This window comes from Mycolicibacterium sp. XJ1819 (assembly GCF_053483675.1).
Map to the genome: position 1 here is coordinate 112,576 of NZ_JBEFST010000002.1, position 24,643 is coordinate 137,218.

The following is a 24,643-nucleotide window of genomic DNA, read 5'->3' on the forward strand; positions in this document are numbered from 1 at the left end:
ATTCCTCATCGGTTCAGCACCCAGGCGAACAGGCCGACCAGATAGGCCAACACCGGGATCAGCGATGCGTCCACGCCGGAGGCCGCGAAGCCCACCAACCGCCGCATCGGCAGCGAGTAGGTGTCCGGCGACGCGACCCGCGGGTACAGCGCGGCGATCGCCCACACCAGCGTCAGCCCGGCCAGGGCCGCCAACGACCACCACGCCGCGGGGTAACGGCCGTCGACGGCGAACGCGACGAGGAACGAGACCGCAAGCAGGAACGGCTGACTCAGCAACCACGCCTTGCACGCAGCGGAGTCCCAGATCCTCGCCCGCAGGGCCGCACCCAGCGCCAGCGCACCCACCACATACCAGGCCCAGGGCGAAACATCGTGCGGCACCGCGAGGACCAGTGCGCCCGCGGTCGACAGCAGGACACCGCCCGCGATGAAGCCGGTCTGATGGGAGTCGCTGAGCCGTACCCGGCGCGGAAGATCCTGCAGCACCCGCAGAGACGGTGCCGACGGTGTCGGGTCACCGGGCGCGGGGATCACCGGAACCGGCAGCCGCGACCACATCGCCGACAACTGGGCGGCCTGCACGATGACCAGCAGCGCCAGCACGATCAGCACCGACGCGATGACCACCGGACTCAGCTCCCGGACCGTGGCCGCCCCGGCGGTGACCAGTGCTCCGGATCCGACGACGGTGGCCGCGGTCAGGATCGCGATCGCGCCCTCGAACAGAGTGATGCTCACGATCGACCACGCCGCCACCCCGGCCGCGGCCAACAGCACGTGCGACGGCCCGAACTCCCCTGGCACCGCCAGTCCCAACGCGGCCGCGATCGGCACCAGCGCCGTCACCGAAAGCGCCGTGGCCCACCGCGCCGAACGCGCCCGCGCCAACATGGCGCCCAGCACCGTCAAGACCGCGACGCCGCTGGCCGCGTACAGACCGACATCGTCTCCCGTGACGGTCCGGTGCGCGGTGGCGAACGCCGTGACGACCAGGATCAAGCACAGGACCGCGATACCCGCACCCCACTGGATATGCGCGGCGCCCCAGGGCTTCTCGCGCGCAGCGGAGAAGATCACCGCGGCGTCGCCGATGTCCTCGACGATCCGGGGTGCGGCCGGTCCGGCCGGAAGGGGCTGCAGCGCAAGAAGATCACCGTCGACGACACCGACGGTGTCCAGGGTGGCGTCCAGACTGAACGGCGCACCGCCCACCGGTGCCAGCGACAGCGCCACCGGCGTGCCGTCGCCGTCGTCGGTCGGCATGGCCATCCGGCGCACCGCGGGCATGATCTCGCGCAGCGGAAGTTCTCTCGGCAGCGCCATATCGGTGAGGCGACCTCCGCCGGTATCGCCGTGACCGCCCGCGGCGAACACGGCGACACGCACGATCGGTGTCGCCCGCAACGTCGAGGTGGAGGTCAATGAACTGTCTGACGCCATTGCTGGGGTTCCGTTCTGTGGTCGAGGCCGAAGTCTCTGGTCAATTGCAACTGCGGAAACCACGGCCCGTCGGGCAGCGTGGCGGTGAGCCGTTCCATCGCGGTGGCGATCGCCAGCGGTGTGCCGGGGGTGAAGGTGGACACCCACTCCCCGTCGTAGGCGCGCGAGGGCGCGACGAGCACCCGGCCCTCGCGGGTGTCGACGACGCTGACGCCGACGTCGGTGCTGATGCGGTGACCGTCGCGGTGGTCACCGGCGACGATCTCCACGTAACTGCGCTCCGTCGAGTAGGACGCCTCGACCACCGGATGCGCGGATGCCGGAATGCCGAGGAAGTCGATGACTTCGGCGAGGTCGGCGCCGCCGCGCAACCGCTCGTCGGCGCGGGCGCCGGTGCGTGCGGGAATGGTGAACTCGTCGAAGCGGGCCGGCGGCCGGCCCGGCAGTCCAGCGGTCAGGGTGGGCACCAGTGCCTGCGGATGGTCGACATCGAGCGCCGTGAGGGTGATCAGTCCCCCGCTTCGGAGCGCGACGATCGACTGGTCGTCGCCGGCTCGTGCGACATGGCCGCGCAACATGTTTCCCGTCCCGCTGACGAATCTGAGCTCGAGCCAGCGCCTGGGCCGACACGTCACCGTGACCCACTGCCGTATGCGCGGATCGACGGTACCGTCGGGCTCCATCACGCCCAGCTTCACCAACTCGCCGGCGATCCTGGTCTCCACCGCCGCCCGCGCGGCGACCTCGCTGTAGGGCGCGGTGACGGCCAGCACCCACGGGAAGCTGCCCGCGCCCGATACGTCGGCGATGAACCAGGCCTGCTCCGCGGTCAGCTCGACTGCGTTAACGCCCACCGGCGCTCAGCCGCCCCACTTGGCGCCTTCGGCCGCGTCGCGGGCGCTCATCGACATGGTGTTCGTCTCGTGGGTCGAGGCCATCGCCCGGTACGCGCGGACCAGTTCCTCGAGGCTGGTGTTCCACTGCGTCTGCCACGCCTGATACGTCATGGCCGTGTCACCCTGCCAGGCTCCGGCCAACGCCGCCTGCTCGCTGGCGATGTCGGCGCCGACAGCGTGCATGGCGCCTGCGTAACCGGCCATCTCACCCGCGTGGGCCAGCATCGCCGGGTAGTTGTACATGATCTGAGACATCAGAACCCTCCCTTGTCGTCAGTTCGTCGGTCAGATTGCGGTGTAGGTGCTTGCGGCAGCGGCATCTTCGGCCACGTAGGTGCCCGCGGCGTCCCCAAGATTGATCTGCGCGATGTCGAGCAGCGAGTTGATCTTCGCGGAGACCTCGATGAAGCGGGCGTGGGCGGCCTGGAACGCAGCCGCCGACTCGCCCATGTGGAAGGCCTGGGCGGACTGCGCGGCCTGTTCGGCCTGGGCCATGGTGCTGCGCATCAGCGCGGCCTTGGCGGCGAAGGAGGCCTCGGAGGAGACCAGCTGCGGAATGTGGGCGTCGAGGTGGCTCATGGGTTTTCCTTTCGGATCGTGAGTAGACGCGGACGGTGGTGAGCAGAGGGTGTGTTCAGTCCCGCGAACCTCCCTCTGGATCCCAGTCACCGGGCAGCAGCGGCTCGGTGGGGCCGCCCCCGAAGGGGTCACCGCCGAGCTCGGTCAGGCCGGTGGCCTCAGCGGTTTCGGACCTTGTCTTCGCACCGGCGAAACCGACTGTGCCCGCGCCCGTTTCCGATGCCGTCATGTGTGGGCGACGGGGTTCGGGGGGTGTCTCGTCAGGCTCGGGCTCGTAGTCCATGTACGCGTCGGCGTACTGGCGCTCGTGCACCGGGGCCGCGCGGCGTCTACGCGCCTTGCGCTTGGCCAGCGACGACGCGGCCGACGCGGCGGCCGCGGACGCGACGATGTCGGATGCCGGCGCCTTGGCACCGGTGCCCTCGCGAAGCGTAGGCGTGAATCCCTCGTCGGGGCCCGGGCCTGCCACCGCATAGGGCACCGCGGCCGCGACGGCCGGGGCGGGTGCCGCACCTGCGGGTGCGGCGCCGGCGGCCACCGACGCCGCCGGCGCGGCGGGGGCCGCCGGCACGGTTGGCGCCACCGCGGTGACGGGGGGAAGGGTCGGCTCGGCACGCGGAGTCTGGGTGGGCTGGGTCGGCGCGGGTGCCGGTGCCGGCTCCGGCACCGCTTCGGGCGCAGGCGGGTTGAGGTACTGCTGAAGGAAGTGGCCACCGATACCCAGTGCCAGCGGTGCCGCCCAGGTGGTGATCAGCAGGTTGGGATAGGTGACCGCGGCACCGACCCACGAAACCGCCTGATAGGCAACGGCAAACAGGAACGGTCCGTAGGTCACCAGGGTAGGGCCCGGGTTGGTCAACAGCCCGACGATCAACTGTTGCGTGTTGCCGATGGGATCGGCCATGAAGTTGATGATCGGCTCGAACAGCGAGTACGTGTACTCCGAGTACATCTGGTAGAACTGCCCGAACACCCGCAACAGTTGCGAGATGACGTCGGCGTTGACCAGCGCCGAACCGGCGTCGGCCGCCTGCACCTGGGCGAAGGACTGCTGGGCGGTGGCCATCGACGAACCGGCCTCGCCGACGCCCGGCGCCAACAGGAACGGCGCCGGCGCCGTCGTCGGGGTGGCCGCCACCGTGGCCTCCGACACCGCCTGATAGGTGCTCATCGTGGTGGCGGCCTGAATCCACATGCGCACGTAGTCGGCTTCGTTGAGCGCGATCGGAATCGTGTTGATGCCCAGGAAGTTCGTGGCTGTCAGCACGGCGTGCGTCGCGTGGTTGAGCGCGAGTTCGACCAGGGTCGGCATCGTCGCCAGCGCGGTGCTGTACGCCGCGGCCGCCGCCTCGTGCTGTACGGCCGACGCCGCGCTGTTGGCACTGGCCTGTGCCAGCCACGCGAGGTACGGCGCATGCGCGGCAACATACTGCTCGGCGCTCGGACCTTCCCACGCACCTGCTTGCACCGCGCCGATGAGGGCGGTCAATTCGGCGGCGGCGGTGGAGTACTCGGTGGCCAGTGTCTGCCACGCCCCCGCGGCCGCCAGCAGCGACCCGGGGCCGGGTCCGCTGCTCAGCATCGCCGAATGCACCTCCGGGGGGAGGGCCATCCAGATGGGGGCGGTCATGGTCAGCTTCCGGCGGCCAGATAGGAACCAGCGATCATGGCGTCACCGGCGGCATAACTGGTGCCGGACTCGCCGACACCGACCCCGGAACGGCCCAATTCTTCGACGCCTTGGGCGGCGACCGAATTGTGCTGTACACCGTGCGCACTGAGCCCCACCGCGGTGCGCAGCGACACCGCGTCGACGGCGGGCGGGACCACGGTCCCGATCAGTGGCGCGGCGGCGGCGTGGGCGGCGGCCAGGCGGGCGGTGAGGGCTTCGGTGGCGGCGCTCGCCGCGGCGAGGCCCTCGGGGACGACGCGAAGAGTCATCAGATCGACTCCCTTCCTGTGTTTCTCGGATTACCGGGAATTGCGGCTTCGTCCGCGAACGGGTTGACGAGTTGAACGAACGTCGGGGCGTCGCCGTCGTCGAGCAGCATGGCGCGACCGGCGGGTAGTCGGCGGAACCGCTGGCCGCGGATCTTTCCGCTGTCCTGGGGATTACCCGACAACATCAATGTGGTGGCCTGCAACTCGTTGAGCCGACGCAGTAGTGGGGCGGTCATCACGGCGTGCGCGGAACCGGTGGCCCGTGCTGTGACGACGACGCGCAGGCCGAGTTCGCTTGCCTGCGACAGCAAGCCGATCAGCCCGGTCCATGGCCGCTGGCCGGCGAAGGGTCCGCTGAGCGCGGGCGTGTCGGGGATCTGGTCGACGTCGTCGACGATCAGGTACTGGGTGTGGCTGTCGTTGCCGGACTCATAGGTCCAGCCGGCCAGCTGTTGCGGGGTCAGACCCGCCGGTGGCCGACGCTGCTCCAACAGCGCCGTCAGGCCGAGCATGGCCGGGGTGACCCGGTCGATGTTGGGGGTGTACTCGTTGTCCGGGAAGAGCGGTTCGTCGACGAGGTGCAGCCGGCGGTCGATCACGGTGAACGCGACCTGATCCGGTGTGGAGTGCTCGCGGATCGTGCGGATGAGGTGCCGCAGCAGCGTGGTCTTGCCGGACTTGTTGTCGCCGAACACCATCAGCAACGGGTTGTGGGCGAAGTCCACCGCCACCGGTGCGAGGTCTTCCTCACGCTGCCCTACGACCACCCGCTCGGGGGCCGGGTACAGCGGCGCGACCGCGGCCGGGGACAGATCCTGCGGGAGCAGTCGTACCGGCGGTGCGGTCTCACCCGGGTAGCGGGCGTTGATGACCGCGATGTCGCTCAACGCCGGTTGCGCGAACAGGAAGTGCTCGGCGGCCATGGTCAGGCCCCGACCCGGCTGGTCGGCGGGCACCGCTTCGGCGGGCCTGCGCAACGCCCCGGTGATTCGCACGTTGCTGTCACGAGGATCGGCCAGCTTGAGTTCCAGGCGCAGCCCCAGCCCGTCGCGCATCGCCAGCGGCACCTCCAGCCAGTTCGGCGTGGTGACGACGACGTGGATGCCGTAGGACATCCCGGTGTTGACCAGCTCGGTGACCTTGGCCAGCAGCGGATTTCGGGTGTTGAACGTGTCGGTGTTGTCCCGGGTGAACGCGTAGAGGTTGTCGATGACGAGAAATACCTCGCCGTACTCGTCGCGGTGCCCGTTACCCGAGTGGCCGCGGGCCTGGCGGGCGCGCAGAAGTTGTTCGAGCTCGCCGAAGGTGCGCCGAATCCGTTCGGGCTCGGGCGGCGACGCGACGCTGCCGACGTGGGCGAGGGCTTCGAGTGGACGCAGTTGGCCCCCGCCGTAGTCCAGGCAGTAGAAGGTCACATCCCGAGGCGAGTGCAGCGCTGCCGCCGACAGGATGAACGTCTGCAACGCGGTGGTCTTACCCGACTTCGGCCCACCGTGGATGAGCACGTTGGCCGCCCCGGAGGTGGCGTCGAAGATCAGCGGATCGCGCCGCATCGCGAACGGCCGGTCGATCTCACCGAGCGGCCAGCGCCAGTTCCGCTCCGGCACGTCGGCACGCGCCAACAAGTCGTCGAGCGGGATTGGTTCGTCCAGCGGCGGCAGCCACAGCCGCGGCGCCTTGGGCCCGTAGTGCGCGAGTTGATCCCCGATGGTGGCGATGAGCTTGCGCGGCGGGCGGTCCTCGTGCGCGGCAGGCTCGGTGACCGCGACCGTGTCCGCGGCCGCCTCCACCGGTGCGGCGGTGAACAGTTGAGGCACCGGAACCGACTGCACCACAACCGACCTCTCCACCCGCGGTGGGTCGTAGATACCGTCCACATAGGTGCTGCGGAACTTGATCGGCACGGCGCCGGGGGCGGGCACCAGAAAGCCCTCCCCCTTGTGCTCGGGGCCCGACTCGATGTGGAAGGCGTCCTCCACACCGATGATCTGGCGGCTGACGGCCGGACTGGCCACCTTCAAACCGATGCGATACGAGGTGTTCTTGTCGACGTCCTTGATCCGTCCCACATCAAGCGTCTGCGACGCGAACAGGATGTGGATGCGGAACGACCGGCCTTTGCGCGCCACATAGTCGAACAGTTCGGCGTACTCCGGGTAATCCGACAGCATCAGCGAGAACTCGTCGGCGACCACGAACAGTGTCGGCAGCGGCGGCAGGTCATGACCGGCGGCTATCGCCGCCTCGTACTCGAGTACAGAGTTGAACGCGCTGCCCTGCACCCGGCGGCCGGCCTCCATCAGCAACTGTTCGCGCCGCGCCACCTCACCGCGCAGGGTGTCCGCGAATCGATCGGCAAGCGAACGCTTTTCGGCCATATTGGAGATGACCGCGACGACCTGGGGGAAGTCGCGGAAGATGTCGGCCCCGGCTTCACCTTTGAAGTCGGCGTAGATCACGATCAACCGCTCAGCGGAATGAGTGGTCAACAGCGACAGCAGGATCGCCATCAGCGTCTGCGACTTGCCCGAACCGGTCATGCCGATCATCAGCCCGTGCGGGCCCATCCCGCCCTCGGCCTCGTCCTTGAGGTCGAACATCAGCGGCTCACCGGTGGCGGTCACCCCGATGGGCACCCGCAGTTCGTCGGCGCGCGCCCGCGGCGCCCACAGGCTCGCGACATCGAGGGCGGCGGCATCCTGAATTCCCAGCAGCGTGTTGAATGTCGCGACCCCGGTGTTGCCGGTGCGGGCGTGGCTGGGGTTGGAATCCCAGCGCGAGAGCCTGCGCGCGACGTGGCGGGCGGTGGCCACGTCGAGCCGGTCGGCGGCGTCGACGTAGCGCTGCCATCCGCCACCCTGCCAGCGCTCGAGCCCGCCCTCCACAAAGCGCAGGATCGGGCGCTCGGGGTCGGCGTACTGTTCGCGATGTGGTGCTTCGGTGCTGCGATGCACCACCGTCACCCCGGCCAGGCCACCGTGGGGCACCACGGCATCGAGATCGGCGTCTGGGTCGTCGACGACGACCAGCAGGTGCCTGGCGCCGAATTCGGCGCCCGCACCGAACGGCTCCCGGTCCTCGAGCACCGGCGACAGCATCGAATGCAGTTCTCTGGCGTCGCCTGCGAGGTAGCGCGCGGGCCCGGCACCGTCGAAGACCTCTGGGATGTCGTTGTGGGGCAACCACTTCACCCATGACCAGTCGTCGTCCTCGACGTCCGGCGTAACCAGCGCGACACCGAGCACCGCGGGATCGTGCCAGGTGACGGCCTGGGTGACCCAGGCGCGCAAGGCGCCGCGCACGTCCTCGGGTTCGCCGAGCACCGTGATGCGTGACACCTTGGTCAGGTCGATGCCCGACGGCACCGCGCGCACCGTGCGCTGAACGTCGAGCAAACCGCGAAGTGCGCTGTGCGACACCGGCTCCAGGTCGATCTCGTCGGCGGTGTCCTTGACCCGCAGCGCGGCGTTGAGCGGGGCATCGTGCAGACCGGCGCGCACCACCAGGAAGTCGGCGTCGCCGGGGTCGCGTTCCCACTGCCTGCGCGTGCCGGGCACGTCGACGAGCTGGGTCGGTTCCGGATGCGACCACTCCAGCGCCGCGCGCTGCTCGGCTGCGTGCGCGCGCACGTTGTCCCGCACCACCGACAGGTAGCGCAGATAGTCGGCCCGTTCGGCGTCGATCTCCTCGGTGCGCATCTTGTTGTCGGTTCCGCGGTAGAGCGCGGTGGCGGCCAGCAGCAACACGAACGGGAAGAACAGTGTGGTCGGCGAGATCAGCCGCATCCCGGTGGCCACCAGCGCCACGATCATGCCGACGATGAGGATCACGATCAGGTAGGGCAGCACTCGGCGCAGCAGCGACGGCGGCACCAACCGCGGCAGCTCCGGCGGTGGTTCGATCGTGATGGTGCCCTTGCGGGCGGCCGGCGCCGGGATCCGGCGGCGCGCTTCGAATATGAGCCGGCTCATCAACCGACCTCCCTCACGACGGCGGGTCGGGGGTCGGCCGCGAGCGCATCGTGGGCGAGCAACGCATCGGTGCGTCCGAGCGTGGGGCCGGGCGCGAACTGGCTCAACATCGACCATGGAATGGGCAGGGCGGGCGGGGTGAGGCCGAGGGCCGTCAGGGTGTCGTCGCCCTCGTCGGTGTCCAGGCCGTACCGGACGCCGGTGTCGCTGATCCAGAAGCAGGCCCCGTCGACGGTCTGCACGAGGTAGCCGCTGCCGGGGGTCAGCACGACCTGGTTGGCGGTGGTTGCGCTGCCCGCGCCCACCAGGCTCACGGGTCGAAGTGACTCGGCCACGGGCAGGGTCACCCCGGCGCGCAGTTCGATTCGGCTGCCGGTGGCGTCGGCGGGCCGCGTCCACCTCGCGCATGTCGTCGGCGCGTCCGTGGCGTCGACGAGCGTCACCGGTTGACGTGGGTAGGCGCCGTCGTCGAGCTCGCTGGCCACCGGCAGCCGCGAGATGTCGTCGGCGCCGAGTCGCGGTGGTTGGTCGAGTCCGAAGGAGTTGTCGTTACGCAGGATCGCGGCCAGCACCGGTGAAATCTGTTGCAGCCCGTCGCGCAGCACCGCGTAGTGCCGCAGCGTGTTGTTGGCGTCGTAGGACACGACAACGGACCCGACGGGTGCGGGCACCGGCAGTTGGTAGCTCGGGGCTCCGCCGGCGCCTGCGACCACCGGCGGGGTGAGCGCGGGCGCTTCGGGAACGGCGTTGAACAAACCCGGTGCAACGGGCCGGATCTCGGGCCCTTCGGCGGGCAGCCCCAACGCGGCGGTGACGGCGCGGTTGTTCAGGTCGATCGGACTGCGACGGCCGTCCCACAGCAACCAGGTGCCCGCGTTCGGCCCGTCTGCGTTGGCCACCAGTACCGCTTCGTCGGCGGGCAGCGGCGCGGCGCGTTCGCCGCCGTCGGTCAACGGTCCCGCGATCATCGTCACCCCGACGGCCGGACCCGACAGTCCGTCGCACACCGTCCAGTCGGCGTCACGAGTTTCGTTCTGCACCATGCGTTCCGGCGCTCCCGGAATCCCGATCAGGTTGCCCCGCGGGAACTGGTCGATCTCACTGGTCTTGACGGTGCTCGGGTTCTCCGGGCGCCCGGCGATCAGCCGCGCGGAGGTCAGGTTCAACACGGGATGCAGTTGGTCGCCCAACCGCACGTAGAGCGCGGAGGTGGCCCGGTCGGCAAGAATGGGGTCGTCACCGGCCGACCCGCCGGGCCGGATGAGCGAGAAGACAAAGCATCCCGCCATTCCGGTGGCGAGCACCAGTGCGCCGACGAGCACCGAGCGCGACTGGGTGCGAAGAGGGTCGACGAGCATGCGGGTGTCGTGCAGTGCGACACCGGATGCGATGCGGCGCATGATGAAACGCCAGCCGGAGACCTGGTGACGCGTGACGAAGCCGCGCCGGTGCACCACCCGCTCGGGGTTGTCGTTGGCTGGAGTGCGCGAGGCGAACGCCCGACGGTCCTGCTGGTCGGGGCCGGTCATTCGGTCACCGTCAGGCCGAGGCCGCGAAGCAACGGGAGCGCGGACTTGGTGACATCCTCGTCGGTGATGGTCATCAGTTCTGCGTCGGTGAAGTCCTCGGCACCGGCAGTGCGTGGAGCGTGGTCGAGGCGGTACTCGCGCTCCTCCTCGGAGCGTTCGACGAGGTTGCGGACGAACCGGCCGTTACCGGCGATGTCGAGGTTGCGCCGCTGGACCCCGTTGGCGTCGGGTGTGGTGGCGGTGGCCAGCTTGTCGAACAGCGACTCCATGTGTGCCAGCGCCGCGGACTCGAAGATGCTGTCGCGCTTCTCGGCCATCCGCTCCGCGATCTCGACGAGCTCGTGCGGGGTGTACGACGGGAAGTCGATGCTGCGGGTGAACCGTGATCGCAGACCCTCATTGGTGTCGAGGAACGCGTCGAGATCCTTGCGGTAGCCGGCGACGATGACGACCAGGCGCTCGCGGTCGTTCTCCATACGCGCCAGCAGGGTGTCGATCGCGACCAGGCCGAAGTCGTTCTTGGCGCCGGTGGACACCAGCGCGTAGGCCTCGTCGAGGAACAGCACACCGTCCAGTGCGCTGTCGATGATCGCGTTGGTCTTGGCCTCGGTTTCACCGATGTGCTGGCCGATCAGGTCCGCGCGGTGCACCTCGCGCACGGTTTCCTTCTTGAGGATGCCCAGGCCGCAGTAAATCTTGGCGACCACGCGCGCGATCGTCGTCTTACCGGTGCCGGGAGGGCCCGCGAACACCAGGTGGTTGGTGCGCTGGGCGACGGTCAGCCCGCGTTCCTGCCTGCGGATGGCCATCGCGACAGAGCTTTTCAGCCGGGCCACCTGATACTTGACCTCTTCGAGGCCGATGAACTCGGCGAGCTCGGCCTCGGCCTCGACCAGCAGGTGCGCCTTGCGTTCCTTGGCGCCGGGGTCGACGAAATCGGACTCGCTGGGCTCGGTGGCGGGATCCCAGGGATTGGACCGGGCCTCGATGCGCGCGGCCGTCGTCGGCACGATGCCGTACGACGAATCCGAGAGCGCGATCTCGACCTGTTCGTTCTCGGGATTGGCCGCATAGAGCTCGGCGAGCACGTCGGCGGCGTCGAGCTCCTCGCCCTGGGCGCGCAGCGCGAGCGCCTTGACCAGCGTGGCGTCCACGGTGGCCACGGCGATCGGCCCGGCCGGCTCCTCCAGATAAGACAGTGCGGGCGCGAACATGCCCAGCCGCGCCAACGAGGTGCCCAGCGCGACGCGCACCGCGTGGGCATACGTCTCGTCCAACGAGGTGTCGGTGACGATCGGGGTCAGCAGGCGCACCACATCCGACCAACGCTCGGTGCGGTAGCACATCGCCACCCGCACCCACCGGGCCTGCAGCCAGCCTGGCCGCCGGGCGATGAGCGGTTCGACGAGCTCGTCGGCGGCCGCAAAGTCACCGGCGTCGCAGAGCGTGACGGCGTAGGCCAGTTGGAAATCATCGGCGGTGGTGGCGCTGAACTGCAGGTACAAGCCGGTGTCGTAGGTGAACGCCAGATCGCCCGCGGCGAGCTCGATCTGGCGCTGCAGCAGCCCGGCGGTGGCCACCGTCTGCCACACCGCCTCGATGACCCGTGCGCTGGTGTCACCCGCCGCGGCCAGCCCGGTCCACGCGTCGCACTGCTCGCGGGCGATGCGGGTCAGTTCGGTGAAGCCGGACCGCGCAGCAGCCAGGTCGGCCGGGCGTTTCCGGTCGTGAACCGTCAGGCCCAGCGCCCGGCAACACGTGGCGAATCGGCTGACCACACCGTGGTCGACGCGCGAAGTCGCAGCAAGATCCGTTGGTAGCGGCACGCGCCGTCGTCTCCCCGTAGTTATGACAGGCTAACTTTCGAGAAGTTAGCATTGCATAAGCTAACTGTCGAGACTTACGTGGGGCGCTGACCAGCTTGATCGCGTCGGATTCTGCGACCAAGCCGACGAGACAGTGTCACTATATTCACGTGGCTGACCGGGGGGTTAACTACGCGCGCAACGGCGACGTGCGCCTGGCATACCGGATTTTCGGGGAGTCGGGCCCGTTGATGGTGTGGGTGCCGGGATGGGTGGTCGGCAACGTCGACAATTACGACTCTCCGGACAGTCCCTACGCCCCTCTGATCGAGCGGTTTTCGCGGGCCGCGCGACTGCTCGCCATGGACAGGCGCGGCACCGGGTTGTCCGACCCCGTCACCCACCCGCCGGCCCTCGACGAGCGGATGGACGATCTGCGGGCCGTGATCGAGTCCGCAGGCGATGAACTGCCGGTCCTGATCGGCACGGGTGAGGGCGGCACGGACTGCATCCTGTTCGCCGCGACGTACCCCGACCGCGTTCATTCGCTGTTGCTGTATGCGACCGCGGCGCGCTTCTCCCAGCAACTGCCGGACTTCCCCTGGGGTTTCACGCCCGAGCAGATCACCACGCAATTGGCGGATATCGACGACAACTGGGGGTACGGCGCGCTCGCGGAGGTGTTCCACGGTGATACCGCGCATACCCCCGGAGTGCGAGAACTTTTCGGCAAGCTGCAACGCTCGGTCGCGAGTCCGACGTTGGCGCGATTCTGGTGGCAGGCGCTGGTCGAGGTCGACGTACGGGATGTGCTGGGATCGATCCGGGCTCCGACGCTGGTCTGCGCCCGGCCGGGGGACGGATTCGTTCCGATCGAGTCCGTGAAGGCTCTGGCCGCCGGGATTCCCGGTGCGCGGTTCATGGAGTTTCCCGCCGGTGCACACAACAGTTTCGACATTCTCGACATGTTGATCGACGCCTCGCTGGCATTCGTCTGCCAGGAACCGGGCGGGCCCACCGACGAGCGCGTCCTGAAGACGATGCTGTTCACCGACATCGTCGGCTCCACCGAACAGTTGGGCGCGGCGGGTGATGCCCACTGGCGCCACCAACTCGACATGCACGACCAGCTGATCGACGCGGTGTTGGCCCGGTTCGGCGGTGTGCGCGTCAATCACACCGGCGACGGCGTCTTCGCGCTTTTCGACGGCCCTACCAAGGCCGCGCGGTGCGCGTTGGAGCTTGTGCCCGCCCTCGCGACCAGGGGCATCCGCATTCGGGCCGGAGTCCACACCGGCGAGTGTGAACGCCGCGGAACCGAGTGGAGCGGACTGGCAGTGCACACCGGTGCCCGCATCGGCGCATTGGCTAAAGCGGGCGAGGTATTGGCGAGCAGGACAGTGCGTGATCTGTCTGCCGGATCGGCTCTGATCTTCGAAGGCCTTGGGCCGCAACGACTCAAGGGGCTACCAGAGGAGATCGACGTCTACCGGATCGCTACACCAGCGGCCGGCCGGTCCTGATGCGCCGGTCGAGGTCCTTGAGCAACACATTGAACGGGAACTGCCGAATGAACCGCGGCAGCATGTTGTTGACCGTCCGCAGCACGGCGATCAGACGGTCGAACCGGCGCTGCTTGTCGGCGTTCCAGTCCAGCCTCATCTCGTCGCGGAAGCGCTGCGGCAGGAATCCGCCGGTGATCAGCAGGTTGAATTCGTCGATGCGGCGCTGGATGGGCCCGGGCAGACTGACCCCGCGCACCCGCCCCGCGGCGATCGGCCACAGATATTCGCGGACGGCGTCGTCGATGTGCACCTTCTCCACCGACTCCTGCCAGTACTTGTCGAACTCCACGCGATTCTTGGGCCACATCTCCTCGGGCACCTGCAGCGTCGTGCCCAGCGCGATGCCCTCCTCGAAGTGGCGGTCGGCGGTCTGTTCGTCCATCTCGCCGATGAACATCCGGTAGACGTCCACGCCGCCCTTGTAGAGGCAGGCGCCCACCCACATCTGCAGGTTCTTGTCAAAGGCGTTGTACTTCACCGGGCTGTCGTCCAGTGAGTACACCTGGGCGTGCTGACGGTTGACCGCGCGCCGGAACGCGGCCTTCTGCTCCTCGGTGCCCATGGTCGCCACCGCCAGATAGGTGAACGTGGTACGGGCGCGCTTGATCGGATGCCGGTCGACCCGCCCGCTCTCGACGCGACTCTCCATCACGCCGTAGCCCACCGGGGGAAGGGCCAACTGCATGATCACGTTCGCCGGACCGGCCAGCAGTGCGACCCCCATCAGGCCGTCTTCGAAGTCAGCACCACGGCGCCGCTTGGCCGCGGGGGCGGGCGCGGGGGCGGTTTCACTCACCGGACGTTCGACGTGCTGGATCGGCTCACTGATCGTCATGGGCACCTCTGTCTCTATCCGCCGTCACAAATGTGAGAACGTGTGTTTCCTGATATTGCCCGTCCTGACCGCCGGGTGTCAAGATGGCCGTATGGCTCAGGTTCGGCCCTACCGCGGCGTGGATGCTGCCGACCGCCTCGCAGAGCGCAGGCGTCGGCTGCTGGAGGCCGGTTTGGAGCTGCTCGGGGCCGGTGACCGCGATCCCGCGGAGCTGACCGTGCGCGCCATCTGCGGGCAAGCCGGGCTGGGCGTCCGCTATTTCTACGAGAGCTTCTCCGACAAGGACGACTTCGTCGGCGCGGTCTTCGACTCGGTGATCGCCGACATCGCCACCACCACGCAGGCCGCGGTGGCCGCGGCGCCGCCCGACGAGCAGGCGCGGGCGGGCATGGCCAACGTCGTGCACGCTGTCGCGGCCGACGCCCGGGTGGGCCGGCTGCTGTTCGGCGTGGAGTTGTCCAACTCGGTCATCGTGCGCAAACGCGCGGAGTCCACCGCGCTGTTCGCCGCGCTGCTGTTCGCACACGCGGGCGCGTTGGGTGCGCCCGACACCGCATCGGTCAGGGCCACCTCATACTTCGTGGTCGGCGGCGTCGGCCAGACCATCAGCACCTGGCTGTCCGGCGAACTCGACTTGGCGCCCGAGCAACTCATCGACCAGTTGGCCACCACCCTGGACGTCCTCGCCGCGCACCCCCGGTAGTCCCGGCGTCAAACGGTGACGCGGGGCCGGCGGTCGGCGGCCGTCTTCGGCGCGGCTTTCGCGTCCTGTTCGGTGAATTCCTTGGTCCAGCAAGCGAACTCGAGAGTGATGCCGTCGGGATCGTGGAAGTAGAACGACCGGACGTAGACGCCGGGGTGCAATGTGGCGGAGACCTGGGCATCACTCTCGTCGTGGTTGAGCACCGGGCCGACACGCACGCCCTTGTCCTTGAGTCGTTGCCGGTACTCGTCGAACCTCTCCGCGGGCACATGAAACGCCAGATGGTTCATCGTGCTCACCGCGCTGACGATGTCGCCGATGCCCGGAATGGCCTCGGGCGCAGAGATGCCCGGCACCGCATCCGGCGCGTCGGCGAACCAGAAGAACGCCACACAGTCGCCGTTGCCCGCGTCGAAGAAGAAGTGCTGGCCCATTCCGTTCGGTAGATCAAGCGATTTGATCAGCGGCATGCCCAGCACGTTGCTGTAGAAGTCGACGGTTCTGGCCATGTCCGAGCACACCAGCGCCACGTGGTTGATCCCACCGAGTTCGAACTCGGTGTTGGGATTGTTCGGCTTGATCATGTCGTGCCTCCTCGGGCGAACCTCTGGCCACGAACGTGAACTGAATCTAACATCAGGTTCAGTTTCGCTCAATGGTGTCGAGGAGTGAAGGTGACCGTCAGCCCACGTATGCAGTCGCCCACCCTGCGGGGCCGCCAGACACAGGCCGCCATCGACGCCGCGGCCCGCGCGGTGATCGCGCGCAAAGGCATTCTCGCGGCGACGGTTTCGGATATCGCCGCCGAAGCCGGCAAATCCACCGCCTCGTTCTACAACTACTACGACTCCAAGGAGGCGATGGTCCGCCAGTGGGCCCTTCGGTTCCGCGACGAGGCGCGGGAACGAGCCCAGGCGGCCACCGAACCCGGACTGACCAACTGGGAACGCTGCAACCAGGCCGTGACCGCGCACTGGGACACCTACCGCAACCGGTTGGCCGAGATGATCAGCGTGTCACAGATGGCCATGATCAACGACGACTTCGCCGAATACTGGGCCGACATCTGTTCACTGCCGATTGCGCTGGTCACCCGGATGGTCAAACATGCTCAGCGCCAAGGCTTCTGCACCGACGACGATCCACATCTGGTCGCGGTGGCACTGGTGTCGATGCTCAACCAGTTCTGCTACGTCCAACTGTCCGGCGAGGCCGCCGGCACGGTCGACGACGGAACCTGCGTGCAGACCCTCGCCACGATCTTCTACCGGACGATCTACAAAAAGGAAGACAGATGACCAGGACACTGGGCGGCGCGGGCACACCGGGCGTCACCCGCGAGTTCGTCGGCCTGACCTCACCCACCGCACGCCGGGCAGGCGCCGGCGGCCATCCGTGCCAGGGCCTGTACCACCGCGGGGTGGGCCGCAAGCCCAAGGTCGCGATCATCGCCACGCACTATCAGATCGACTTCTCCGAGCACTATCTCGCCGACTATATGGCCACCCGGGGCATCGGTTTCCTTGGCTGGAACACCCGCTACCGCGGATTCGAGAGCACGTTTCTGCTCGACCACGCGCTTGTCGACATCGGCGTCGGGGTGCGCTGGTTGCGCGAGGTGCAGGGCGTGGAGACCGTGGTGCTGCTGGGCAATTCGGGTGGCGGCTCGTTGATGGCGGCCTATCAGGCACAGGCCGTCGCCCCGCACGTGATGCCGCTGGAGGGGATGCGGCCCGCGCTCGGCCTCACCGATCTGGTCCCGGCCGACGGTTACATCGCCAGCGCCGCGCACCCCGGCCGTCCGGACGTGCTCACGGCCTGGATGGACGCGTCGGTTGTCGACGAGAACGACGCCGTGGCCACCGATCCCGATCTCGACCTGTTCAACGAGGAGAACGGCCCGCCCTACTCCGCGGACTTCGTCGAACGCTACCGGGCCGCCCAGGTCGCGCGGAATCACGCCATCACCGACTGGGCCGCGGCCGAGCTGCGACGCGTCCGCGCCGCCGGTTTCTCCGACCGGCCCTTCACGGTGCTGCGCACCTGGGCCGACCCCCGCATGGTCGACCCCACCCTGGAGCCGACGAGGCGACCCGCGAACATGTGCTACGCCGGCGTGCCGGCGAAGGCCAATCGGTCGCCGTTCGGCATCGCCGCGGCGAGCACGCTGCGCAACTGGATCGGCATGTGGAGCCTGCGCCACGCACAGACCCGCGCCGAACCGCACCTGGCCCGAATCACCTGTCCCGCACTGGTGATCAACGCCGAGCAGGACACCGGTGTATTCCCGTCGGATGCCCAGCGCATCTACGACGCATTGGCCAGCACCGACAAGACGCAGTACTCGATCGACACCGACCACTACTTCACCACCCCGGGCGCGCGCAGCGAGAAGGCCGATACCATCGCGAAATGGATAGCGAAACGATGGCGCTGAGAGTTCTGGCCCACTTCGAGCCCGGCGACAAGGTGACGGAATTCCTTGCGCCCGAGAGTAATTGGCTTGACATTCGCTACTGCGGCGAAGGCGACGACGAAACGTACTACCGTGAGCTGCCCGAAGCCGACGTGATCTGGCATGTGCTGCGGCCGATTCCGGGCGAGGATCTGCAGAAGGCGCACCGATGCAGACTCGTGCACAAGATGGGCGCAGGCGTCAACACCATCGACGTCGAGACCGCGACCAGCCTGGGCATCGCGGTCGCCAACATGCCGGGCGCGAATGCGCCGTCGGTGGCCGAGGGCACCGTGCTGCTGATGCTGGCCGCCCTGCGCCGACTGATCGAACTCGACCGGGCCACCCGTGAGGGCAGGGGCTGGCCGTCGGACCCCACCCTCGGCGAGACGGTCCGCGACATCGGCGGCTGCACGGTCGGGCTGGTCGGCTACGGCAACGTCGCCAAGCGGGTGGAGCGGATCGTGGCGGCGATGGGTGCCACCGTGCTGCACACCAGCACCCGCGACGACGGTTCACCGCAGTGGCGGCACCTGCCCGAACTACTCGCCGAGAGCGACATCGTGTCGCTGCACCTGCCGCTGACCGATCAGACGCTGGGCCTGCTGGACGCGACCGCGCTGGCCCGAATGAAACCCGACGCGGTGCTGGTGAACACCTCGCGCGGCCAGATCATCGACGAGATCGCGCTGACCGAGGCGCTGCGGGCCCGGCGGTTGGCCGCCGCGGGACTCGACGTGTTCGCCGTCGAACCGGTTCCGCCCGGTAAAACGCTGCTCACGCTCGACAACGTGGTGGTCACCCCGCATGTCACCTGGTACACCGTGGACACCATGCGGCGCTACCTCACTGAGGCGGTTCAGAACTGCAGACGGCTGCGAGACGGCGCTGCACTGGCCAACGTCGTGAACGGTATCGTGAGTCCCAACCGACCGGTTAATAGGGAGACGTAACGACCCCGACCGCCCACAACCGCCACAATTGAGGTGCATTCATGCCGATCGCTATCACTCCTGAGCACAACGACCTCGCCGATTCGGTGCGGTCGCTGGTGGCGCGCGTCGCGCCGTCGGAGGTGCTGCACGAAGCGCTGGAGACGCCGATCCCCAACCCGCCGCCGTACTGGAAGACCGCGGCCGAACAGGGCCTGCAGGGTCTGCACCTGGCCGAACCCGTGGGCGGGCAGGGCTTCGGCATCCTCGAGCTGGCGATCGTCATCGCCGAGTTCGGCTACGGCGCGGTGCCGGGCCCGTTCGTGCCCTCGGCGGTCGCCAGCGCGCTGATCGCCGCCCACGACCCCGAGGCCAAGGTGCTCAACGACCTGGCCTCCGGTGAGGCCATCGCCGCCTACGCCCTCGACTCCACGCTGACCGCCACCCGCCACGGCGCCGGACTGGTGATCCGCGGCGAGGCCCGCGCCGTGCCCGCCGCCGCGCAGGCGTCGGTGCTGGTCCTGCCCGTCGCGATCGACAGCGGCGAGGCGTGGGTGGTGCTCGAGGCCGACCAGTTGGAGATCGAACCGGTCCAGAGCGTGGACCCGCTGCGCCCGGTGGCGCATGTACGCGCCAACGCCGTCGAGGTCGACGACACCCGCGTGCTGAGCAACCTGCGCCGCACTCACGCGCGGGCGCTGATCTCCACGCTGCTGTCCGCCGAATGCATCGGCGTGGCCCGGTGGGCCACCGACACCGCGACGGAGTACGCGAAGATCCGCGAACAGTTCGGCAGGCCGATCGGTCAGTTCCAGGCGATCAAGCACAAGTGCGCCGGGATGATCGCCGACACCGAGCGCGCGACCGCGGCGGTGTGGGACGCCGCCCGCGCCATCGACGAGCTCGGCCGGAAGTCGCCGGAGGAAGCCGCTTTCGAGTTTGCCGCCGCCGTCGCGGCCACGCTGGCGCCGGCTGCCGCGCTGCACTGCGCCCAGGACTGCATCCAGGTGCACGGCGGTATCGGCTTCACCTGGGAGCACGACACCAACGTCTTCTACCGTCGCGCGCTGGTGCTGGCCGCCTCCTTCGGCCGCGCGGCCGACTATCCGCAGCAGGTGGTCGACGTCGCGACCGGCGCCGGAATGCGGCCGCTCGACATCGACCTCGATCCGGACACCGAGAAACTGCGTGCCGAGATCCGCGCGGAAGTCGCTGCGTTGAAAGCGATTCCGAGCCAGGAGCGCACTCCCGCGATCGCCGAGGGCGGCTGGGTCGTCCCCCACCTGCCGAAGCCGTGGGGCCGCGGGGCCGGCCCCGTCGAGCAGATCATCATCGCCCAGGAGTTCGCCAGCGGCCGGGTGCGCAGGCCGACGATGGGCATTGCGACCTGGCTGATTCCGTCGGTCGTCGCGTTCGGCACCGACGAACAGAAGCAGCGTTTCCTGCCACCGACGCTTCGCGGCGAAATGATCTGGTGCCAACTGTTTTCCGAGCCGGGTGCCGGGTCCGACCTGGCCAGCCTGACCACCAAGGCCACCAAGGTCGACGGTGGTTGGCGCATCACCGGACAGAAGATCTGGACCACCGGAGCCCAGCTGTCGCACTGGGGCATGCTGCTCGCGCGCACCGACCCCGACGCCCCCAAGCACAGCGGGATCACCTACTTCCTGCTCGATATGAGCAGCGACGGTGTCGAGGTCAAGCCGCTGCGTGAGCTGACCGGCAACGCGATGTTCAACACCGTGTTCCTCGACGACGTGTTCGTGCCCGACGATCTGGTGCTCGGCGAGGTCAACCGCGGCTGGGAGGTCAGTCGCACCACGCTGACCGCCGAACGGGTGTCGATCGGCAGCAGTGAGGCGCCGTTCCTGCCGAACCTGGACGGATTCGTCGACTTCATCCGCGAGGGGCAGTTCGACCAGATCGCGCAGAACCGGGCCGGGCACCTGATCGCCGAGGGCCACGCCGCCAAGGTGCTCAACATGCGGTCTACCCTGCTGACCCTGGCCGGCGGCGACCCGATGCCCGCGGCGGCCATCTCCAAGCTGCTGTCGATGCGGACCGGCCAGGGCTACGCCGAGTTCGCGGTGTCGTCGTTCGGGACCGACGCCGCCATCGGCGATCCCGAGACGCCCATGGGCAAGTGGACCGAGTATCTGCTGGCCAGCCGGGCGACGACGATCTACGGCGGCACCACGGAGGTGCAGCTCAACATCATCGCCGAGCGGCTGCTCGGCCTGCCTCGCGATCCCTAAAATCGGTGGCGCAGCGGCGTAGGATCGACGTATCGCTTCGAAGAACGGCCAGTATTGATGAGAATTCGCACCCTGCGCACCCTGCGCACGCTGATCGTCACCGGCGCCGCGGCGCTGGGACTTCTGTTCGCGCCGATGCTCGTTGCGACCCAGGCATCGGCACAGCCCGTCGATCAGTACCGGACGGCACCGTGCTACCCGGGTTTCATCCCGGGCAACCCGTATGTGCCGTCCTGCAACGTCGGGCCGCGCCAGGGCAAGCCGCCCGGTGGCACCGCCGACCAGACCGCGGTGATCGCGTGTCGCGGCATCCCGGGGTGCCTGTCCTGGTACATCAACGGTCCGCACTGAGCACTGTTTCACTCGACACCGGCAGGGGAACCACACCACCATGACTGACGATGTCGAGAAACGTTTCGACCGTCCCGAGACTTTCCGCGCGGCAATCAAATACGTCGGTGTGGTCGTCGCGTTGACGGCTGTCGTGTTCGCGATCTACGCGTTTTTCGCGCGCGAGTCGGTGGTGGTGGCGTCGGCGGTGCCCGGGTTGCTGATGCTGGGCGGCATCGGCGCGTTCGTCAAGACGTATCGACAGTGGCGGGCGCGGGCCGCCTGGTTCCCGTGGCAGGGCGCGGGCTGGTTTTTGCTGATCCTGACGTTGGTGTGCCTGGCCGTGCCGGGCGCCGCGATCAACGCGAGCTACAGCTAGCCTTCTTCCGCGTCACCCACGGGCATCTCCCGCAGTTCGCGTTTGAGGATCTTGCCGGTCGGATTGCGCGGCAACTCGTCGAGGAAGACGACCTCGCGCGGCACCTTGTACCGGGCCAGGTGTTCCTTGACGTATTTCTTGATGTCGTCCTCGGTGACCTCGGCGCCCTCCTGCTTGACGACGAACGCACGCAGTCGATGACCCCAGTCCTTGTCCTCCACGCCGAGCGCGGTGGCCTCCACGATGTCGGGGTGACCGCTGATCAGATCCTCGACCTCGGCGGGGAAGACGTTCTCACCACCGGAGACGATCATCTCGTCGTCGCGGCCGCTGACGTAGAGTAGGCCGTTCTCGTCGAAGTAGCCGACGTCGCCCGAGGACATCAACCCGTCGACGATCTGCTTGTGGCCGCCGCCGGTGTAGCCCTCGAACGGGAAGAAGTTCCCGACGAAGATCCGGCCCACCTGTCCCTGCGGCACCTCGTTGCCATCGTCGTCGAGGATTTTGACCTTGACGCCCTTGACCACCGGGCCGACGGTGGCCGGGTTGACTGAAAGGTCTTTGGGCCGTGCGATTGTCGCGAACGCGATCTCCGTCGACCCGTACAGGTTGTAGATCACCGGGCCGAGCTCCTTGAGCGCCCGGGTGGCCAGTTCCGCGCCGAGTTGAGAGCCGGAGACGAACACGATCCGCAGGGCCGACAGGTCGGGCTTGCGGTCCATCTCGTCGAGCGCGTCGAGCATGCGCGAGAGCATCACCGGGACGACGACGATGCCGGTCACCCGGTGCTGCTCGACGTCGGCGAGCACGGTGGCCGGCTTGAACCGCCGCCGCAGCACCAAGGTGGTGCCCAGCATCATCGCGATGGTGGCATGCAGAAAGCCCAGCGCGTGAAACATCGGCGCGGGCAGCGAGGTCACCTCACCGGATTTGAAGGGGACGTGCGACAGCACGCCGCCGATCGGTGCCAGCGTCGGCGGTGTGCTTCGGTTGGCGCCCTTGGGAGTTCCGGTCGTGCCGCTGGTCAAGATGATGATCGAGGAACGCTTGGCGGCCTTCGGGGCGGGCTTTCCGCTGCTTCGCGCGCACACGTCGGCCAGTGTCTCGTCGGTGCTCGCCGACGGCTGGTCGCTGTCCGGGTTCTTGCCGAGTGCCCGCAACCGGCCCAGCGGCGGGTCGGCCTTCGAGACGGCCTGGAAGTACTCGTCGTCGTAGATGACCAGTTTGGCGCCCTCGCGTTCGGACACCTCCTTGATCTGCGGCCCGGAGAACTCACTGTTGAGCATGATGATTCGCGCTCCGACACGGGCCGCGCCGTAGAGGGCGATCAAGAACCAGCGGTGGTTACGCGCGAGGATCGCGACGCCGTCGCCACCCCTGACCCCCATCGCCAGCAGCCCGTTGGCCACCGCGTGCGCGGCGTCGTCGAGTTCGGCGAACGTGATCTCGCCGTCGTCGTCGATGACCGCGGTCCGGTCCGGGTGGCGCCGCGCATTGAGCGCGGGAATCATTCCGATCTCGCCCCAGCGCCGGATGTCCAGTCCCAGCGCGGCGATGTTCTGCGGGGCCTCGAGTTTGAGGGCACCGGCCTCGAACATCCTGCGGGCGTAGTGCAGCTCCGCCGAGCCGCGCTCGAGATACTGCTGGATCACAGACGCTGCCTGCACCGGAAGATCAGTTAGCTTAGGCATAGCCCCACCTTAGTGACGCGGGTCGCGGCGCGACCGGGAAATTACCATGGCCATATGGCCGGATCCCCGTCGAAGGGCACACCGCTGGAGGTGGGCGGCCGACGGGTCACCGTCACACATCCCGACAAGGTCGTATTCCCGCAACTCGGGCTGACCAAGCTCGATCTGATCGACTACTACCTGGCCGTGGCCGACGGTGCGCTGCGCGGGGTGGCCGACCGGCCGATGATCCTCAAGCGGTTCGTCAAGGGCATCACCGAGGAGGCGGTGTTCCAGAAGAGGGCGCCGGCCAAGCGGCCCGACTTCGTCGACGTCGCGGAGTTGAAATACGCCTCCGGCACCTCGGCGAAGGAGGCGGTGATCGGTGATGCCGCGGGGCTGGCGTGGGCGATCAACCTCGGCTGTGTCGATCTCAACCCGCACCCGGTGCGCGCCGACGACCTCGCCCATCCCGACGAACTGCGCGTGGACCTGGACCCGATGCCGGGGGTGGAGTGGGACCAGATCGTCGAGGTGGCGTTGGTGGTCCGCGACGTCCTCGAGGACCACAGCTTGACGGCCTGGCCCAAGACCTCCGGGTCGCGCGGCTTCCACGTCTATGCCCGCATCCACCGCCGGTGGCCGTTCCGGCAGGTCCGGCTGGCCGCGCAGACCATCGCGCGGGAGGTCGAACGGCGGGCTCCGGGGCTGGCGACAAGTCGCTGGTGGAAGGAGGAACGCGAGGGGGTATTCGTCGACTTCAACCAGAACGCGTTCGATCGCACGGTGGCGTCGGCCTACTCGGTGCGCGCGACGCCGGACGCCCGCGTCTCGACGCCGCTGCGGTGGGACGAGGTCGACGGCTGCCGACCCGAGGCGTTCACCGTCGCGACCGTGCCCGAACGGTTCGCGAGCCTCGGCGACCCCTGGGAGGGCATCGACGACACGCCCGGCGACGTGACGGCCCTGCTCGACCTGGCCGAGCAGTTGGGGCCGCCCGAGAAGGCGCCGCGCGGCGCGAAGAAGGGCACCGGCCGGCGCGTCTCCACCAAACCACTGATCGAGATCGCCCGCACCAAGACCAAGGACGAGGCGATGGCGGCGCTGGACACCTGGCGGGAAAAATGGCCGGCCGCGGCCGAAAAGCTCGAGCCCGCAGACATTTTGGTCGACGGTATGCGTGGGCCGAGTTCGATCTGGTACCGGATCCGGATCAACCTGCAGCACGTGGCCGAGGACGATCGGCCCCCGCAGGAGCCCCTGCTCGCCGACTACAGCCCGTGGCCGCGCGGCGGCTGAACCGAATTTGCTGAGGGCGCCAAAACAGGTTCTTACCAAAGGCTTAGCTCTAGCTCC

21 protein-coding genes are annotated in these 24,643 nt (G+C 68.3%); 9 read left to right on the top strand and 12 right to left on the bottom strand.

The window, feature by feature from the left end:
• Positions 1-5: 5 nt before the first annotated feature.
• The 9 genes from eccD to eccA are packed head-to-tail and all read right to left on the bottom strand — an operon-like array spanning position 6 to position 12,184.
• Positions 6-1,442, bottom strand: coding sequence for a type VII secretion integral membrane protein EccD (gene eccD / locus ABQE89_RS02425; RefSeq protein WP_448413770.1), 1,437 nt, complete (start codon positions 1,440-1,442; stop codon positions 6-8).
• Positions 1,421-2,296: an ESX secretion-associated protein EspG gene (locus ABQE89_RS02430; RefSeq protein WP_448413772.1), complete on the bottom strand. Its 876-nt coding sequence runs from the start codon at positions 2,294-2,296 to the stop codon at positions 1,421-1,423. Before ABQE89_RS02430 ends, eccD begins: the two co-directional genes overlap by 22 nt.
• A gap of 6 nt (positions 2,297-2,302) precedes the next feature.
• Complete coding sequence (locus tag ABQE89_RS02435; protein WP_448413774.1) at positions 2,303-2,593, bottom strand: WXG100 family type VII secretion target; 291 nt, start codon at positions 2,591-2,593, stop codon at positions 2,303-2,305.
• Between the two features lie 30 nt (positions 2,594-2,623).
• Positions 2,624-2,917 (bottom strand): type VII secretion protein EsxS, encoded by a 294-nt coding sequence (locus tag ABQE89_RS02440; RefSeq protein WP_448413776.1) that lies wholly within the window; start codon positions 2,915-2,917, stop codon positions 2,624-2,626.
• A gap of 55 nt (positions 2,918-2,972) precedes the next feature.
• Positions 2,973-4,547 (bottom strand): PPE family protein, encoded by a 1,575-nt coding sequence (locus ABQE89_RS02445; RefSeq protein WP_448413778.1) that lies wholly within the window; start codon positions 4,545-4,547, stop codon positions 2,973-2,975.
• A 2-nt stretch (positions 4,548-4,549) separates the two neighbouring features.
• A complete protein-coding gene (locus ABQE89_RS02450; RefSeq protein ID WP_448413780.1) occupies positions 4,550-4,858 on the bottom strand; it encodes a PE family protein in 309 nt (102 codons plus the stop codon).
• Complete coding sequence (eccCa, locus tag ABQE89_RS02455; RefSeq protein WP_448413781.1) at positions 4,858-8,829, bottom strand: type VII secretion protein EccCa; 3,972 nt, start codon at positions 8,827-8,829, stop codon at positions 4,858-4,860. Before eccCa ends, ABQE89_RS02450 begins: the two co-directional genes overlap by 1 nt.
• The gene (gene eccB, locus ABQE89_RS02460; protein WP_448413782.1) at positions 8,829-10,358 is read right to left on the bottom strand and encodes a type VII secretion protein EccB; all 1,530 of its coding nucleotides are present in this window, start codon (positions 10,356-10,358) and stop codon (positions 8,829-8,831) included. The genes eccCa and eccB overlap by 1 nt, the downstream gene beginning before the upstream one ends.
• Entirely contained in the window at positions 10,355-12,184 is a 1,830-nt protein-coding gene (eccA, locus tag ABQE89_RS02465; RefSeq protein WP_448413784.1) for a type VII secretion AAA-ATPase EccA, read from the bottom strand. The genes eccB and eccA overlap by 4 nt, the downstream gene beginning before the upstream one ends.
• Before the next feature lie 149 nt (positions 12,185-12,333).
• Here eccA and ABQE89_RS02470 point away from each other — a divergent pair, with 149 nt between their 5' ends.
• Positions 12,334-13,686, top strand: coding sequence for an adenylate/guanylate cyclase domain-containing protein (locus ABQE89_RS02470; protein ID WP_448413786.1), 1,353 nt, complete (start codon positions 12,334-12,336; stop codon positions 13,684-13,686).
• Here ABQE89_RS02470 and ABQE89_RS02475 read toward each other — a convergent pair.
• A complete protein-coding gene (locus ABQE89_RS02475) occupies positions 13,661-14,563 on the bottom strand; it encodes an oxygenase MpaB family protein (protein ID WP_448413788.1) in 903 nt (300 codons plus the stop codon). The genes ABQE89_RS02470 and ABQE89_RS02475 overlap by 26 nt on opposite strands.
• 91 nt (positions 14,564-14,654) lie before the next feature.
• Here ABQE89_RS02475 and ABQE89_RS02480 point away from each other — a divergent pair, with 91 nt between their 5' ends.
• Positions 14,655-15,266, top strand: a complete 612-nt coding sequence (locus ABQE89_RS02480) for a TetR/AcrR family transcriptional regulator (RefSeq protein ID WP_448413790.1) — start codon at positions 14,655-14,657, stop codon at positions 15,264-15,266.
• A gap of 8 nt (positions 15,267-15,274) precedes the next feature.
• Here ABQE89_RS02480 and ABQE89_RS02485 read toward each other — a convergent pair whose 3' ends face one another.
• Positions 15,275-15,850, bottom strand: coding sequence for a VOC family protein (locus tag ABQE89_RS02485; protein ID WP_448413792.1), 576 nt, complete (start codon positions 15,848-15,850; stop codon positions 15,275-15,277).
• Between the two features lie 90 nt (positions 15,851-15,940).
• Between ABQE89_RS02485 and ABQE89_RS02490 the strand changes: the two genes are divergently transcribed.
• Genes ABQE89_RS02490 through ABQE89_RS02515 form a run of 6 tightly spaced genes read left to right on the top strand, consistent with a single transcriptional unit; the run spans position 15,941 to position 21,617 of the window.
• Complete coding sequence (locus tag ABQE89_RS02490; RefSeq protein WP_448413794.1) at positions 15,941-16,564, top strand: TetR/AcrR family transcriptional regulator; 624 nt, start codon at positions 15,941-15,943, stop codon at positions 16,562-16,564.
• Entirely contained in the window at positions 16,561-17,703 is a 1,143-nt protein-coding gene (locus tag ABQE89_RS02495; protein ID WP_448413796.1) for an alpha/beta hydrolase family protein, read from the top strand. Before ABQE89_RS02490 ends, ABQE89_RS02495 begins: the two co-directional genes overlap by 4 nt.
• Complete coding sequence (locus ABQE89_RS02500; protein WP_448413798.1) at positions 17,679-18,674, top strand: NAD(P)-dependent oxidoreductase; 996 nt, start codon at positions 17,679-17,681, stop codon at positions 18,672-18,674. The genes ABQE89_RS02495 and ABQE89_RS02500 overlap by 25 nt, the downstream gene beginning before the upstream one ends.
• 41 nt (positions 18,675-18,715) lie before the next feature.
• Positions 18,716-20,908: an acyl-CoA dehydrogenase family protein gene (locus tag ABQE89_RS02505; RefSeq protein WP_448413800.1), complete on the top strand. Its 2,193-nt coding sequence runs from the start codon at positions 18,716-18,718 to the stop codon at positions 20,906-20,908.
• A 57-nt stretch (positions 20,909-20,965) separates the two neighbouring features.
• Positions 20,966-21,259: a hypothetical protein gene (locus tag ABQE89_RS02510; RefSeq protein WP_448413802.1), complete on the top strand. Its 294-nt coding sequence runs from the start codon at positions 20,966-20,968 to the stop codon at positions 21,257-21,259.
• A gap of 40 nt (positions 21,260-21,299) precedes the next feature.
• Positions 21,300-21,617, top strand: coding sequence for a hypothetical protein (locus tag ABQE89_RS02515; RefSeq protein WP_448413804.1), 318 nt, complete (start codon positions 21,300-21,302; stop codon positions 21,615-21,617).
• Here ABQE89_RS02515 and fadD2 read toward each other — a convergent pair.
• The gene (gene fadD2, locus ABQE89_RS02520; protein WP_448413806.1) at positions 21,614-23,308 is read right to left on the bottom strand and encodes a long-chain-fatty-acid--CoA ligase FadD2; all 1,695 of its coding nucleotides are present in this window, start codon (positions 23,306-23,308) and stop codon (positions 21,614-21,616) included. The genes ABQE89_RS02515 and fadD2 overlap by 4 nt on opposite strands.
• 54 nt (positions 23,309-23,362) lie before the next feature.
• Here fadD2 and ABQE89_RS02525 point away from each other — a divergent pair, with 54 nt between their 5' ends.
• Positions 23,363-24,586, top strand: a complete 1,224-nt coding sequence (locus ABQE89_RS02525; protein ID WP_448413808.1) for a DNA polymerase domain-containing protein — start codon at positions 23,363-23,365, stop codon at positions 24,584-24,586.
• Positions 24,587-24,643 lie beyond the last annotated feature (57 nt).